The organism is Luteibacter sp. 22Crub2.1, assembly GCF_900167995.1.
In the GTDB taxonomy this organism is placed as follows: Bacteria; Pseudomonadota; Gammaproteobacteria; order Xanthomonadales; family Rhodanobacteraceae; genus Luteibacter; species Luteibacter mycovicinus.
This window is the reverse complement of the sequence record NZ_FUYT01000009.1, coordinates 145192-159800: the sequence shown is the minus strand read 5'-3', so window position 1 is coordinate 159800 and position 14609 is coordinate 145192. Positions and strand designations below refer to the sequence as shown.

10 protein-coding genes are annotated in these 14609 nt (G+C 65.4%); 6 read left to right on the top strand and 4 right to left on the bottom strand.

The genetic code is table 11. From position 1 onward, the window contains the following. Window positions 1–49: 49 nt before the first annotated feature. Window positions 50–811, bottom strand: a complete 762-nt coding sequence (locus B5X73_RS11390) for a glucose 1-dehydrogenase (protein WP_079521784.1) — start codon at window positions 809–811, stop codon at window positions 50–52. Window positions 812–822: 11 nt separating this feature from the next. Further along, window positions 823–2025: an MFS transporter gene (locus B5X73_RS11385; protein ID WP_079521783.1), complete on the bottom strand. Its 1203-nt coding sequence runs from the start codon at window positions 2023–2025 to the stop codon at window positions 823–825. 81 nt (window positions 2026–2106) lie between these two features. On the opposite strand from B5X73_RS11385, the gene B5X73_RS11380 reads away from it, so the two are divergent. From B5X73_RS11380 to B5X73_RS11370, 3 genes are all read left to right on the top strand, one after another. Beyond that, a complete protein-coding gene (locus tag B5X73_RS11380; protein ID WP_079521782.1) occupies window positions 2107–3030 on the top strand; it encodes a LysR substrate-binding domain-containing protein in 924 nt (307 codons plus the stop codon). A gap of 110 nt (window positions 3031–3140) precedes the next feature. Further along, window positions 3141–4496, top strand: coding sequence for a type II toxin-antitoxin system HipA family toxin YjjJ (gene yjjJ / locus B5X73_RS11375; RefSeq protein WP_254857276.1), 1356 nt, complete (start codon window positions 3141–3143; stop codon window positions 4494–4496). A 67-nt stretch (window positions 4497–4563) separates the two neighbouring features. Next, window positions 4564–5031: a hypothetical protein gene (locus B5X73_RS11370; RefSeq protein ID WP_079521780.1), complete on the top strand. Its 468-nt coding sequence runs from the start codon at window positions 4564–4566 to the stop codon at window positions 5029–5031. Window positions 5032–5102: 71 nt separating this feature from the next. On the opposite strand, the gene B5X73_RS11365 is transcribed toward B5X73_RS11370, so the two are convergent. Continuing rightward, window positions 5103–5282, bottom strand: coding sequence for a hypothetical protein (locus B5X73_RS11365; protein ID WP_079521779.1), 180 nt, complete (start codon window positions 5280–5282; stop codon window positions 5103–5105). 416 nt (window positions 5283–5698) lie between these two features. Between B5X73_RS11365 and B5X73_RS11360 the strand changes: the two genes are divergently transcribed. Further along, window positions 5699–11134 carry an autotransporter-associated beta strand repeat-containing protein gene (locus B5X73_RS11360; RefSeq protein ID WP_079521778.1) on the top strand — a complete coding sequence of 1812 codons (5436 nt, stop codon included), beginning with the start codon at window positions 5699–5701 and terminating at the stop codon, window positions 11132–11134. A 46-nt stretch (window positions 11135–11180) separates the two neighbouring features. On the opposite strand, the gene B5X73_RS11355 is transcribed toward B5X73_RS11360, so the two are convergent. After that, window positions 11181–11858, bottom strand: coding sequence for a restriction endonuclease (locus B5X73_RS11355; RefSeq protein WP_176167817.1), 678 nt, complete (start codon window positions 11856–11858; stop codon window positions 11181–11183). A gap of 248 nt (window positions 11859–12106) precedes the next feature. Between B5X73_RS11355 and B5X73_RS11350 the strand changes: the two genes are divergently transcribed. Continuing rightward, window positions 12107–13429, top strand: a complete 1323-nt coding sequence (locus tag B5X73_RS11350; RefSeq protein WP_079521776.1) for a lysozyme inhibitor LprI family protein — start codon at window positions 12107–12109, stop codon at window positions 13427–13429. Window positions 13430–13470: 41 nt separating this feature from the next. Then, window positions 13471–14604 (top strand): hypothetical protein, encoded by a 1134-nt coding sequence (locus B5X73_RS11345; protein WP_079521775.1) that lies wholly within the window; start codon window positions 13471–13473, stop codon window positions 14602–14604. The last annotated feature ends 5 nt before the right edge of the window (window positions 14605–14609 follow it).

The window sequence follows — 14609 nt, the reverse complement described above, 5'->3', positions numbered from 1 at the left end:
TATGCCTATTCGGCCCGGTACGCCGCTATCTGGTGTCGCGCACCGCGGCTTACTTGCCGCCGGTCACGTCCAGAAAGGTGCCGGTAATGAATGAGGCCTCGGCGCCTGCAAGCCACAGGATCGCGCGCGCCACCTCGTCGGGCTGACCGCCACGCTTCATCGGTATGGATTCCTTGACGCGGTCCACTCGTCCCGGCTCGCCACCGCTGGCGTGCATGTCCGTGTAAATGTGTCCGGGGCGCACGCAGTTGACACGGATGCCCTCGGCGGCGACTTCCCTGGCAAAGCCAGTGGTGAAGGTCTCGAGCGCACCCTTGGACGCCGCGTAGTCGACGTACTCGTTCGGGCTGCCCAGTCGTGCGGATGCGGACGACACGTTGATGACGGATCCGCCCCTGCCGCCGTAGCGATGCGACATCCGTCGTATGGCGTGTTGCGCGAAGAGGATGGGGCCGATCGCATTGACCGCGAAAATGCGCTGCATCCGGTCGAAGCTCAGATCCTCCAGACGGGATTGCTGCGCGAGAACGCCTGCATTGTTTACCAGCACGTCGATGCGACCGAACTCGCGGTCGATCGCGGCGAAGAGCCCGTCGATCTGCCCGGGATCGGCGCTGTCCGCGCGGACGGCCAGCGCGCGACGTCCGGCCGCTTCGACATCGGCAACGACGGCGAGTGCCGCGGACTCATCGGAGACGTAGGTGATCGCCACATCGTAGCCCTGGGCGGCGGCCAGTCGTGCCGTGGCCGCGCCGATGCCCCGGCTGCCGCCGGTGATCAGGATGAGCGGTGCCTGCGAATCGTCAGTCATGGTCGAAACCTTTATGTCGTGGAAACGGTGTCGCGCAGATGAGGTTTCAGCAACATCACCAGCGGCGCAATCAGGGCGGCAGTCGCGGCCGAGGCGAGGATGCCGATCGTCTGATTGCTGTGATCGGCAATGGCGCCGTACAGGATGGGCGCGGAGCCGCCCGAAACGACCACGCTCGTGTAAAAGACCGCGAACGCGCGACCGGTGTCACCGTCGGAGAGCTCCGGCACGGTCCCGTAAAGCACCGATGATGTGCCATTGAGCACGACACCGAGCAAGGGCAGCACGATGAGTGTCGGTGTCAGCGGTGTGAGCAGCGTCGCGGCCATCAGCGCGGCCGTGGCGACCTCGGTCACGATGACGCTCCCGACCACACCCAGTCGCTCACCCAGCCATCCACAGGTCGCCTTGCCCAGCGCGCCACCGATAAAGAGCAGAGCAAGCGCGACGCCCACGGTCGGGGAGTTGCCGCCCTTGGCATGAATCAGAAACGGAAGGAACAGCAGATAGCCCATGCGGGTCGCCGTATCCAGCGCACCGATGGTCGTCAGGATGCCGAAGCCGCCACGGCCGTGACCACGTTGCGTCTTTACCCTGGCGCGTGCGATCACGGGAGCCTTCGGCGCCCAGGACATCAGTCCCAGCGCAACAACGATGCCAAGCAGCGCCATCAATCCCAGCACGGGGCGCCAGGCGAGCACGGGCAACGTCACCGCGACAAGCGCCGGCACGATGGCCTTACCGAGGTCGCCGGAAAAGTTGTACATCCCCAGCGGTCGTCGCGATGCGTCGCCGTAGCTGTCGGTGACGAGCATCGAACCGCGTGGATGCTGGATGCTCGAACCCACGCCCGCCACGACGAGGCCGACGCAGAGTCCCGCGAAGCCCAGGGGTAGCGCCATGATCAGAAATCCCATGGCCGCGATGACGGTCGCAAGTATCAGCGCGGCTCGGGCCGAGACGCCACGCAGGGCGCGATCGGCGGGAATCTGCAGGCCGCCCATGGTGCCGTAATAAAGCGCGCGCACCAGGGCCAGCGCCGCATAGGACAGACCGAACTGCGCCTGCCACACGGGAAGAAAGGCATAGAGGCCGTCGGTATAGCCGTCATGCAGTGCGTGGGTAAAGCACGCGGCCAGCAGGTTGCGCGAACGGGGCGCTTGGGGCGTGCGTTCGCCGTCGAAGGTGACGGGGAGGTCGGTCGAGGCTGCCATGCGGCTATGCTAGATAAGCGAGAAATAATCAACAAGACAACCATGACTCACCTTATGCGTGAGCATAAATCACGGATAGCCATGCGCAACCTGCCACCTCTCCATGCTCTGAGGGTCTTCGAAGTCGCCGCCCAGACGGACAGTTACGCCGACGCGGCGGCGGAACTCGGCGTGACTCACGGTGCCGTCAGCCGGCAGATGGCGGTGCTGGAAACGTGGCTGGGCCAGAAGCTCTTCGTCAAGGACGGTCGCCGCATGGTGGCGACGCCGGCCGCGAGGCTGTTCGCCGCCGAGATCGGCCTGTCGTTCGATCGCCTGGTGGTGGCGGCCGAGGCGTGCGGACAGCCAGGCGCACGGCGCATCGTGCGCGTCAGCGCGCCGACCAGTTTCGCGATGCGCTGGCTGATCCCCCGGCTCGGTCGCTTTCACGCCGGGCATCCGGACACTGAAGTCGTTGTCACCACGGTATCGACGCTCTTCGAGGAACTGCGCGGCGGCGTCGATGTGACGATTCGGCGTGGGCCTGGGCGCGATCGCCTGTTGCCTCAGCATCGTGTCGTCCCCGTGCTGGATGACGTCGATACGCTGATCATGAGCCCCACCTTGTTTGCCCGCCAACCCGTGCTGAAACCGTCCGATATCCAGGGCCACACGCTGTTCGCCACGGAGACACGACCGGGCGACTGGCGTGACTGGCTCGAGGCCGCCGGTGTACATCACCTCGCAGGACTTCCGCGCCAGCGCTTCGATCATTTCTTTGTGACCCGCCAGGCCATCGAGGATGGTCTGGGTATCGGCATCGGGCCCTTGCCGATGCTGGAGATGGATGTCGCCAACGGACGGCTGATGACGCCGCTGGCGGATATCCGGGTGGTGCGGACGGGGTATGTCGCGATCGTCGGGCGGGAGTCTGACGAAGGTGGCTCGGTCAACCGGTTTGTCGAATGGCTAGTGGGGGAAAGGCCGACGACGATACTCGCCCAGGTTCAGCCATCAAGCCTCTGAGAATCTATTCAACATATGGACGCATGAAGTCTATAGTTAATTGATTTATAGAGATTTTGACAAAAAGTATCTATTCAAGTATCTATTCAGCGATGGCAAAGCCTGCGCCCATGACCGAGACCTTGATCAACGTGCTTCGTCGGCGCGGGCCACTTAGCGCGAGAGATCTGGGCGAGGCACTCGGCGTCAGCCAGCCGACGATTTCCCGGTTGCTCGACACCAGTGGGGCGGAGGTGACGCGTTTTGGTCGAGCCAGGCGTACGCGTTATGCAGCACGGCGCGATGTCCGGGGTCTCGGTTACGAGTGGCCGCTTTTCCGAGTCGATGCGCAAGGTCGACCTCACGAGTTTGGCCTACTTGCGGCGCTGCACGGCGGCGGATGTCTTCTGACAGGGGCCACTCCGGTGTGGTTGCGCGACGAGTTCGTCGATGGGCTGTTTCCCGGTGTGCCCTGGTTCCTCGACGACCAACGGCCACAAGGATTTCTTGGCCGCCAGTTCGCGCAGCGCTGGTCGCGCGAATTGGGACTGCCCGCCGATGTGCTGCTCTGGGACAACGACGCGGTACTTACGGCGTTACTCCGTCACGGCGAGGATGGTCCGGGAAATTTCATTCTGGGCGAGGCTGCGCTCGAGCGTGCATTGCAAAGTGAGTTCGACGTCGTTGCCGAGGAGACTCGATGGTCTCGTTACGGTGACATGGCTAATGTAGCCATCGCCGGTGAAGCCGTCGGATCATCGGCGGCAGGCGGGCAGCCCAAGTTCACAGCCACGGTGATCGACGCGGAAGGTGCCACCCGCCACGTCATTGTCAAGTTCACCGAGCCGGTGGAAGCCGGTGCTACGGCACAGCGCTGGGCTGATCTCCTGATCTGCGAGCACCTGGCTGGCCAGCTTTTGGCCGAGCAAGGCAACGCCAGTGCGCCTACCGAATTGATCTGGTCGCAAGGCCGCCTTTGCCTTGAAGCGACCCGCTTCGATCGCATAGGCGCCTACGGGCGGCGAGGCTGCGTCAGTCTGGCGGCGTGGAGCGATGCGCACGACGGCAACCGCGACGACTGGGCCACTGCTGCCAGGCGCATGCATGAAGCTGGGTGGATCGATGACGCATCGCTGGCGCAGGTTCGTCAGCGCTGGTGGTTCGGCCGGCTGATCGGCAACACCGACATGCACTTCGGTAACCTCTCGTTCTTCCTCGATGACACGCTGCCAATGGCGGTGACACCGAGTTACGACATGTTGCCTATGCTATATCGGCCTGCTTCAAATGGCGCCATACCACCCCGCGTCTTCCAGCCCGCTGTGCCGAGTCCGGGGGATATGACGTACTGGCTGTGCGCTGCACGCTGGGCTGTGATCTATTGGACGCGTGTTAGTCAGCATGCGGAAATCAGTGAGGGATTTCACGATATCGCCAAGGCAAATATCGAAGCGATAGCCCGCCTGCGCGAGCGCTTCGATACCTGACATCCGTAGTGATCGGCGCAGGCCCTGCTGCTAAAGTTTCTCCCTGCCCGCACTCAGGACCCTCGTTATGGACAACATCGAACGCTTCGACACCGGTGTCCCGGCCACCGCGTTCCGCCTGTCCTGGGTAGCCTATGTTCGTCCCGTCGTGACCCTCGCTGCCGCGCTCGTCATCGCCTGGTTCCTCCCCGTGCTGTATCGGTCGATTCTTGCGGTGCTGGCTTTGGCCTGGTTCGTGTACTCGGTCATGGAGGCAAGAGAGGTACGCCTCTTCGTCAACGACGACGGCATCTGGGTGAGCAGCGGCATCCTTCCCTGGAACCGCGGCGTCAGTGGAGTGAAGTGGCGCGACCTGGACGAAGCCTCGTTTCATACGGGCTTTTTCAGCTGGGCCGCCAGGTCCTACCGGGTGCGGATCGGTCACCGCTTTACGAAGAGCAGTGAGATCCTTCTGATGCACGTACACGAAGGAAATCGTGCGGTAGCGGAAATCAACGGGATTCATCGTGCAAGGATTTCGCGGGGTCACGACTGACGACGGCGAAACCGCTCGCTCGGTGTGGATAGCTACCCAGCGGGCTGTCGGGCTGTTGGGTAGCGTATCGATTACATGCCCGCGGCATCCAGCAGCGCGTTACCGCTCTGTCCCGCGCTTCCGCTCGTCTTGTAGGCATTGAGAAGAATGCCCTTCTTGTCGAATTCGAAGACGGCGTCTTCGTGCTCGTTAGGCTGGAACGGCATGGCGGCGATACGTGTGAACGTATAGTTCCAGACTTCCTTGCCCATCACCTCGGACTTCTTTGACGTCAACTCCTTATTTACATTCCGCACCGCTTCCCGGTAGCCTCTCTTCCGCCCAAAACCATGGGCTACCTCATTTGCGCCACCGGACGGAGCAGTCAGTTGTTGAAGGTCAGGGATCCCCGCCGCCGTTGCGCGGCGCAGGCTGCAAGCTCCACGCGCGCCAAAGCTCATATCCATGAATCGCGACGTTTCCCCGTGCGAGGCGCATCTGTTTGCGACCCACGTGGACCGCTGGCGCGTGCCCGTGTGAGCGCACTTCGCGAACTACGTCACAGTTTCTGACAGGCACATCAGGGAGGCCACCGCATGGATGGCGGACGCATGTGTCTGTTTCCAAAGATCGACAATCATCGGTTGTGCTGCCCAGGCCAGCCACGATATTTCCAGGGGAACATCGAATGAATCGTACTTACCGTCTCGTATGGAACAGAGCCCTGCGCGTTGTCCAGGTCGCTTCGGAACTCGCGTCGAGCGAGGGCGCCGCAGCGGACGGCACGAATGCCGCGCCGCCGCGGATGACGCGTCTGTTCAGCGCCTTGCTGGCAGCCGGCCTTTGCTTATCGTCTGCCGTGGTCTTCGCGCAGACCGGGGCGCCTGGCGGCTCCGGCAACTCCGCGGCGGCCGGAAGCGTCCTCTCGGGCGCGGGCGGCGCGGGTAACGGGACGGGCGGGCAGGCGACGCATATCGATTCGTCCTACGACGCGAGCGTGATCGACGGCGCATCCGCAAACAACGGCGCGGGTGGCTCGGGCGCGTCCGGCATGGACGACGCCGAGGGGGCGACAGGCGCGGGTGGCGCGGGCGGTGCGGTAGGCGCACCGGGCACGGTGATCGTCGGCGGACGCGGCGGGGATGGCAGCACGGGCCATGCCCCGGGTGGCGGCGGCGGTGGTGGCGCGGGTGTCTATACGACGGCGACGAGCTACAACGTTTCCGCTACCTCCATCACGGGCGGCGCGGGCGGCCATGGTGGCGGGCAGGATCTGATCGCCGGTGGGGCCGGCGGCGGTGGCGGTGGGGCCGGTCTGGTGTCGGGCGTCGCCAGCGGCTTCGTTCTCAATCTGTCAGCAGGGCAGTCGATCACGGGCGGTGCCGGCGGCGCGGGTGGCGCGGGCAGCACCACCGGCGTCTCGGTCGGTGGCGGTGGTGGCGGTGGTGGCGACGGCGTACTCATCACGGGTACGGCGGGTAAGGTCACCAATGCCAATGGAGCCACGATCACAGGCGGCGTGGGCGGCGCCGCCGGTGGGGGCAATTCGGCGTCGGGCGGCAGCGGCGCGTCCGGCGCCGGTATCCGTGCGCTGGCCTCGGGATTGCACGTCACCAACAACGGCACGATCGCCGGTGGTGCGGCGACCGGCAACGGCGCGGCGGGCAACGCGATCGTGACCCAGGACAGCGCCGACATCGAGAACTACGGCGCCCTCGCGGGTGGTGCGTTCACCGGCGGCCATGCATCGGCGGTGCTCTTCAACGGCGCCGGCAATGTGCTGGGGCTGCACGCGGGTACCGTGATTCAAGGCGCCATCGAGCTTGCCAGTAACGCGAGCGCCTCGATCGTCGCGGATGCCGCCGTATCACTGAATGGCGTCACGCTCGACGGCGGCACGGCCGACGTCGTCTTCAACGCGACCAACGGCGGCTCGATCGACCTCGGTGGCGACCTTACCGGCACGGGCACCGTCCGTAGCACGGGCGTGGGCAGCCTGACGCTGGACAACGTCAACCTTACCGGCTCGCTGGCGCTGAGCCACACCGGCGGTACCCATACCGCGGGCACCGTGCAGACGACCGGCGCGCAGACCTACCTCGGTGGCGTGACGCTGGACGGCGCCACGCTGTTTTCCAGCGCCTCGAACATCGGCTTCAACGGCGTGACCGCCGGCACCGACGCCCTCAGCGTCACCGCCGGTGGCACGATCACCGCCAGCGGCGTGGTCACGCTCGGTGGCAGCAGTGTCTTCACCGCGCTCGGTCATGACATCACGATGACCAACGCGGGCAACCGCTTTGCCGGACTGCTGACCGCGACGGGCCGCAATATCGCCATTGCTTCGAACAGCGCGTTATCCGTGGGTCCGGTCAGCGCCACGGGCAATGTCACGCTGACCGGCACCGCCATCACACTGCAGAACGATCTGCAGGCGACGGGCACGCTGACGCTCACCGGTGACAGTGTCACGCAGACCGCGGGCGGCGTAGTGGTCGGGACCCTGACGGGCAGCACGACCGGCGACTTCGTCCTTGCGAGCACCAATAACGCCATCGCCACGCTGGGTAACCTCACGGCGCAGAACGCGACGCTTGCGGGCGCCACACCACTCAACATCACCGGCACGGTCAACGTGCAGTCCCTCGCGTTGTCGTCGGCCGGCCGCTCGGTGCTGACCGGTACGCTCACGTCGACCGGCAACATCACGCTCCAGTCCGGGACGGAACTCGCCGTCGGTGGTGGCGGGACTGCCGGTGCGCTTACCGGCAACGTGGTGGACAACGGCACGCTGTCGTTCAACCGTTCCAATGACGTCAGCTTTACGGGCGATCTCAGCGGCGCGGGTGCGGTGGTGAAGAACGGCGCGGGCAAGCTGTTGTTCGATGGCGACGGCAGCGGCTTCACGGGGAACACCACGGTGAGCGCCGGCAGCCTGATCGTCGGCAGCGCGGCGAACAGCGCGGCGGTACTTGGTGGTCCGAACGGCGCGGGTGCAGGCGTCACGGTCAACGGCGGTGGCACGCTCGGTGGCCACGGCACCGTCGCGACGAACGTCGACGTCCTCTCGGGCGGTACGTTGTCGCCGGGCAATTCCGTAGGAACGCTGACGGTCGACGGCAATCTCACCCTCGAGCAGGGCAGCACGTTGCAGGCTGAGTTTGGTGGGCTGGGCTCGGGCGACCAGGTGGTCGTGTCGGGCAACCTCGCTCTCAACGGTGCCACGCTCAACGTCGTCGATGCCGGCGGCATGACCAACGGCGTCTACAATCTTTTCAGCACCGGTGGCACGCTCAGCACGAGCAACGGCGGTCTGGTGCTCGGCACGACGCCGGCGGGCCACCCGCTGACGCTGCAGTATCTGACCAGCTTCGGCCAGGTCAACCTGATCGATAACTCGACCTCGAACCTGAGCTTCTGGAACGCCAACGGCCTCGCCTCCGCTACGCAGATGGGCGGCGGCACCGGCGTCTGGTCGACCACCGCGCCGAACTGGACCGACGCCACCGGCACGCAGCCGAACGGTCAGATGTCGCCGCAGCCGGGCTTTGCCATCTTCGGTGGCGCCGCGGGTACGGTCACGGTCGACGGTACGCCGGGACAGCTCCAGGCGACGGGCATGCAGTTCCTCACCGACGGCTACACGCTGACCGGTGACTCGGTACAGCTGCTGACTACCGATGGCACGACGCCGATCATCCGCGTCGGCGACGGTACGGCCAGCAGTGCGCCGTACACGGCGACGGTGTCCAGCGTGCTGACGGGTAACCAGGGCCTGGAAAAGGCCGACGCGGGTACGCTCGTGCTGACCGCGGCCAATACGTATACGGGTAACACCGTGGTTTCGGGTGGCACGCTTGCCGTCTCTGCCGATAACAACCTGGGCGATGCCGCCAATGGTGTGACGCTTCAGGGCGGCACGCTGGGTATTACCGGCACGTCCTTCACCACGACCGACCGGGCGCTGACTCTCGCCTCCGGCACGGGCGGCACGCTGGCGGTCGCCGATGCGGGCAACGTCTTCAACTGGCACGGCGGCATCACTGGCGCGGGTACGCTCACCGTGCAGGGCCCGGGCACGCTGCTGCTCGATCATGCCAACAGCTATACCGGCGACACCGTGGTCAACGGCACGCTGCAGCTCGCCGCGAACGGCGCCATCGGCACCGGTACGCTGGTGCTTAATGGCGGTAGTCGCGTCGCGCTATACGCGCCCGGCACGACGCTGGCCAATTCGGTCGTCGTCGGCGGCGAGACCACGCTCGACACCGGCGCGGGCACCGCCACGCTGACCGGCGCGGTATCGTCCGCGGCGGGTAGCGACACCTCGCTCGACATCGTGCACAAGACCGGCACGGGCACGCTGTTGCTTGCGAACGCGTTCTCGCTGGGCGCCGTCAATATCGACGCCGGTACGCTGCAGATCGGCAACGGCGCGACCAGCGGCAGTCTGGCGGGTAATGTCGTGAACAACGGTGCGCTGGTTTTCCAGCGCGCCGACAACACGAGCTTCGGCGGTGTGCTCAGCGGCGCGGGTACCGTCAGCAAGCTCGGCGCGGGCAATCTGCAGTTCACCGGTGACAGCTCGGCATTCGCTGGTTCGACCACGGTGAGCTCGGGCAGCCTCCAGGTCGACGGCTCGCTCGGCGGCTCGCTCACTTTCGCCAGCGGCACGACGTTCACCGGTAACGGTACTGCGGGCAACGTCACGTTGCAGAGCGGATCGATCCTGTCGCCGGGCGGTGCGGGCATCGGCAAGCTCGCCACCGCGGGCGACCTCACCGTCGCCGCCGGCACGCAGTACTCGCTGGACCTCGACAATACCGGGCATAGCGACACGGTCAGCGTCGGCGGCAAGGCGACGCTGCAAGGGGGCTCGGTCGTCAGCCTTGCGAGTGCTGCGGGCAAGTGGAGCCCGACCGCCACCTACACGATCCTGACCGCCGCCAACGGCGTCAGTGGCACATTCAGCAATGTGTCGAGCAATCTCGCGTTCCTGACGCCCCAGCTGGCCTACACCGCCAACGCGGTGAACCTCACGCTGATCCGTAACGACATCCTGTTTGCCGACATCGGTGCTACCCGCAACCAGAAGGCGACGGCAGCGGCGATCGAATCGATTGGCGAAGACCACCCGGTGTTCGACACGGTGGTGAAGCTCGACGCCGCTTCGGCACGTCGCGCTTACGACCAACTGTCGGGTGAAATTCACGCCAACCTGCAGGGTGCCATCGCGGACGACGACCGTTACAAGCGCGAGGCGATCAACCAGCACCTGCTGACCCAGTTCGCCGATGAAACGGAAGACTCGTTCGCGACGTGGGCGTCGGCATGGGGCCATCGCGGCCACCATGAAGAAGACGGCAATGCGTCGAAGCTGGATGCCAGCGGCAGCGGCGTCTTCGTCGGTGCGGACAAGGGCATCGCGGATCGCTCGCGTATCGGTGTGGCGCTCGGCAGCGGTCGTGTCTCCGCCGATGCGCGCAACGATTCCGCCAGCGGCAATACGCTGACGGCGGCGATCTATGGCGGCGCGGACTTCGGCGACGTGATGATTCAGGCCGGCGGCATCTACTCGCGTTACGACATCGACACGCATCGCACGGTCGATGTGGATTCGCTGGCCGGTCGCCTGAGCGGCACCACCAAGGCGCACTCGCTGCAGGGTTTCGTCGAAGGTTCGTACGAGTTCCGTTGGGACAGCGGTGCGCTGGCGCCGTTCCTCAACATCGCCCAGCAGCAGCTTCGCACCAACTCGTCCGACGAGCGCGGTTCGGACGCCGCCTTGCACGTGATGGGCAGCAAGAGCGACCTGACCTACGGCACCCTCGGCGTACGCGGGCGTAAGGACTTCGGCGAAGACGGCCGCTTCGGCATCTTTGGCAGCGTGGGCTGGCAGCATGCGGCCGGCCACACCGACACCAACAGCAAGCAGCGCTTCCTCGAAGGCGGCAACGCGTTCGAAGTGATGGGCACGCCGGTCGGGAAGAATGCGGGCGTGGGCGTCTTCGGTGTCCGTTTCCTCGCGACGCCGACGGTCACCATCGATGCCTCGTGGAATGGCCAGTTCGCCAGCGAGGCGAAGGACCAGTCGGCTCGCCTGGCACTCAACTGGGTGTTCTGATGAAAGGCCCGGGCCACGTTTCGGCGTGCGCCCGGGCCGTTGCGACTTACGGAACGTCGGGTACGACCGGGGCGGGAGCCTGTGCGACGCGCTCCGCCGTTCCGGCGTGAGGCTGGCTTGCCGATTGCTGCATGGCCTGCATCTGTGCCCGCTGGATCTCGTGGATGTACACGCCGTACATCACGCACAGCATCAGAGCCATCACGATCACAGCACCCACGGCGGCGAAGACCGGCGCGCGACCTGGTGTTCGGTCGTCCACGTCGGCCCAGGGTGCGGTGTCGTTGGCGGACAGTACGGGGAGCGGCGGCTCGGAGACCTTGCCGAGCATGGCGCGTATGCCCACCCCGTCAATCAGCGCGACGTGCGGAAACCGCGACGCCGCCTCGATGGCGGGGCGGGTGAATTCACCCGAGGTGACCACGATGGCGCGGGTGGCCCCGGCGGCATGCATGACGCCCATCAACTGGTGCACGTCATGGTGCGGCACCTGCTGTGCGACCCAGTGCTTGCATTGAACGACGGTGATTTCGTCGCCACGCGTCAGCGTGAGGTTGCTGCCGATGCCGACGTCGTCACTGTGACCCGCGGGATCCGGGCCGGCATGCTCGACGATGTAGCCTCGTTCCCGATAGTAGGTGGCGACGAGTCGCTCGAACTCACTCCGCGATACACGGGTGAGTGCGTCGTCATGCCGAAAACGCACAGGCTTGGTGAACCTCATCGCCAGCGATCCGCGATGATCGACCGAAAGTCGCGCCCATGGGCGCCGTGCAGGACTGCCATGGTATTCCCCCTGATCGAGCGTCGCGCCCCCTTGGTACGTCGCTGGATGCTGTGGAATATAGCGCGTTATTCTGTGGATTCCTGTAGGCGAACGCCTACATCGCATTGCCTAAGTAGGTAATCGTTTTCACTCGTAAGTAGTATCTGCGTACTCGACGAAGCAAGGACATCGTTTTGCGACATCCCATGAGATCGATCTTCATCGGCGCCGTCGTACTCGCGCCCGCGGTCAGTTACGCCGCCGGCTTCGACTGCGCCAAGGCATCCACTCCCATCGAGAAGGCGATTTGCGCATCCCCCAAGGTGTCGGCGCTGGATGGTGAGCTCGGCGACGCGTTCAAGGCCGCCCTGGCCGGCCACCCCGACAAAGCCGACGCGCTCAAGCTCGATCAGCGCCACTGGCTGGCCAGCCGCGATGAAGCAATCAGCAGCCAGATACGCGACGAGCCAGGCAAGACGTTGTCCGGTGACGTGGCCCGGTATCGCGACCGTATCGACTTCCTGAAGGGGCTGGACGCACCCGTTCCTAAACCACTGGACGTGATCGCCGCCGCACTGCCGAAGCTCTCGGGGAGCCAATACGACGTGCTTCACGGGCTGGCGGCCAAGGGCGTGCCGCTGGTGGTCGCGAAAGGCAGCGACATGAGCACGCCGTCCGACTTTCCCTACGAGGCGGACAAGACCGTCGCGGACGCGCTCACTGAAGGAAGCGGCGACGCGCAGTACCGTGTCCTCGCGGGCTCGCCCGTGAGTTCCGTGTATTCGTTGCAGGGGACGGCGAACTGCTGGTCGGAAACGCCGTTCCGCATCGAAGGCAAAAAGGCTATCGCCGTCGAGGCTCCGGACGCCTGGGGTGCCGATTGCATGTCGTCGCACGAGCTTGTGAAGATTGCCGGCGATTACGCGGCGGTGGTCGTGGGCTATGGCGGGGCCGATGAGCTGAGGGTGCAGGCCGCCCGTTGGGAAGGAAAGGCGTTCGGTAAGGATGCGCTGCTGGTCGCGCGCTTCGACCACACGCTTTCGATCAAGGGCAGCGCCTGCGCACCGAAGCAGTCACCGTGTGAAAACTTTGCGGCGACCGCGATGACCGTCGCCAGCCGCTTCGACCGCAGTCCGCTTGCCGACACGCTGGCGCGGCTGCCCCAGGGCGCCGACAAGGCGGCTCATGCCGCGGCGTACGCGGCGGCGACCGCTGACGACGGGATGGCAGCAAAGAAGAGCCAGACGCGGCCGAGCCTGCCGGACTTCGGCACCGGTTACACGGCCGGTTCGATGGCGGACTACAGCGCCGAAGGCACGTTGTTTCCGCTGACCTTCCGTGGAGAAACTCTGCTCGGCTATATCGATCACGGGCACGTCGGATGGCGCGTCAACGACGACTGGATCGTCTCCGCGTGGCGGCTCAAGGCCGGCAAGCTCGAGCCGGTTGCCTCCGCCTACATCGAGGTCAAGCGCGGCGCGTTCCTGCTGTCGTCGATGGTGCCGGTGCCCGCGCCGGAACCGCACTGAGTCGACTCCATCCGGCTAAAAAAAGAATGCAGGGATAGCCCATGAAACGCTACATCATTCTGACCGCCATGGCCGCCCTGGCGGGTGGCCTTGCCACGCATATGCCGGCTCACGCGGACGAAGCTCGTCAGACGTTCCGTCCGACGGGTATCCCCGCCACGCTGCCGGTGACCGGCACGGAACTGGTCGACGGCAAGGTGGTGCGCAGTCGCTACTACCGGTATGGCGACGGTGAGCCCGGACAGAAGCCCATCGTGATCTTCGTTCCCGGTTCCGGCTGTGACGGTGCTCTGGCCCTGGGTAGGGATGGCAAGGCGCATGCCGGACTGGAGATGTTCGCGCTGCCTCGCTTGCGCGATGTCGATGTCTACGTGGTGGAGCCGCCGGGCATTCCACGGCAGTTCGCCGCGCCTGAGCACGGCCTCAGCGAAGGTTGCCCGGCGGCCTTCCTTGCGGCCAACCGATTCGAGGATGTCATGGCCGCATACGGCCGAGCCTTGCATGACATCACTGACGGTCGGGTCGCCGGGCGGCCCGTGATGATCGTCGGCACGTCCGATGGCGCTCTCATGGCAGCGGCGCTGGCGGCAGGGGATACCGCCACGACGCATCTGGTCCTGATCTCGGGCTTCGGGACCTCGCAGGTGGCAGACCAGCTCAGGCAGCGCGTGGATCAGGCGTTCTCGGATCGCGTGGACGAAAAAGGCGTGGCAAGCGTTCGCGAGTACCGAAGCAAGCTCGAGGTCGCGCAGAAGCACCCCCAGTCGCCCGTGCTCTGGCAGGGTCAGCCCATGTCCCGATGGTCGAGTTCGGCGCAGATCTCCGGTGTGGACCTGCTTCGCCGTCTTCCCGCTACGGTGCACCTGCTCTTGGTCCAGGGCGGTCGCGACACGAGTTGGTCGCCTGACGCATTCCGGCAGGGCGTCGCGACACTTCTCGCCAGTGGACGCGGTATGGCCATCCGCTACATAGCTTGTGGCGATCATCAGCTCATGTGTGCTGGCGAGCCACCGGGCCCGGAGCACCTGAAGGAAACGATCGAGCAGGCGCTACGCTGGCTGGACGATGGCCACGCGGACGCATCGTGGACGACGTTCGATGCCGCACCCATGATGACGCGTCCCGCTGGCCGACAACTCCCGGTGGGCTATGGTGAGGAAAGGCGGTCGAGATAACGCCT

Coding starts and splice junctions, on each gene's coding strand:
- B5X73_RS11390 (WP_079521784.1), bottom strand. CDS start 811: ATGACTGACGATTCGCAGGCACCGCTCATCCTGATCACCGGCGGCAGC.
- B5X73_RS11385 (WP_079521783.1), bottom strand. CDS start 2,025: ATGGCAGCCTCGACCGACCTCCCCGTCACCTTCGACGGCGAACGCACG.
- B5X73_RS11380 (WP_079521782.1), top strand. CDS start 2,107: ATGCGCAACCTGCCACCTCTCCATGCTCTGAGGGTCTTCGAAGTCGCC.
- yjjJ (WP_254857276.1), top strand. CDS start 3,141: ATGACCGAGACCTTGATCAACGTGCTTCGTCGGCGCGGGCCACTTAGC.
- B5X73_RS11370 (WP_079521780.1), top strand. CDS start 4,564: ATGGACAACATCGAACGCTTCGACACCGGTGTCCCGGCCACCGCGTTC.
- B5X73_RS11365 (WP_079521779.1), bottom strand. CDS start 5,282: ATGGGCAAGGAAGTCTGGAACTATACGTTCACACGTATCGCCGCCATG.
- B5X73_RS11360 (WP_079521778.1), top strand. CDS start 5,699: ATGAATCGTACTTACCGTCTCGTATGGAACAGAGCCCTGCGCGTTGTC.
- B5X73_RS11355 (WP_176167817.1), bottom strand. CDS start 11,858: ATGAGGTTCACCAAGCCTGTGCGTTTTCGGCATGACGACGCACTCACC.
- B5X73_RS11350 (WP_079521776.1), top strand. CDS start 12,107: ATGAGATCGATCTTCATCGGCGCCGTCGTACTCGCGCCCGCGGTCAGT.
- B5X73_RS11345 (WP_079521775.1), top strand. CDS start 13,471: ATGAAACGCTACATCATTCTGACCGCCATGGCCGCCCTGGCGGGTGGC.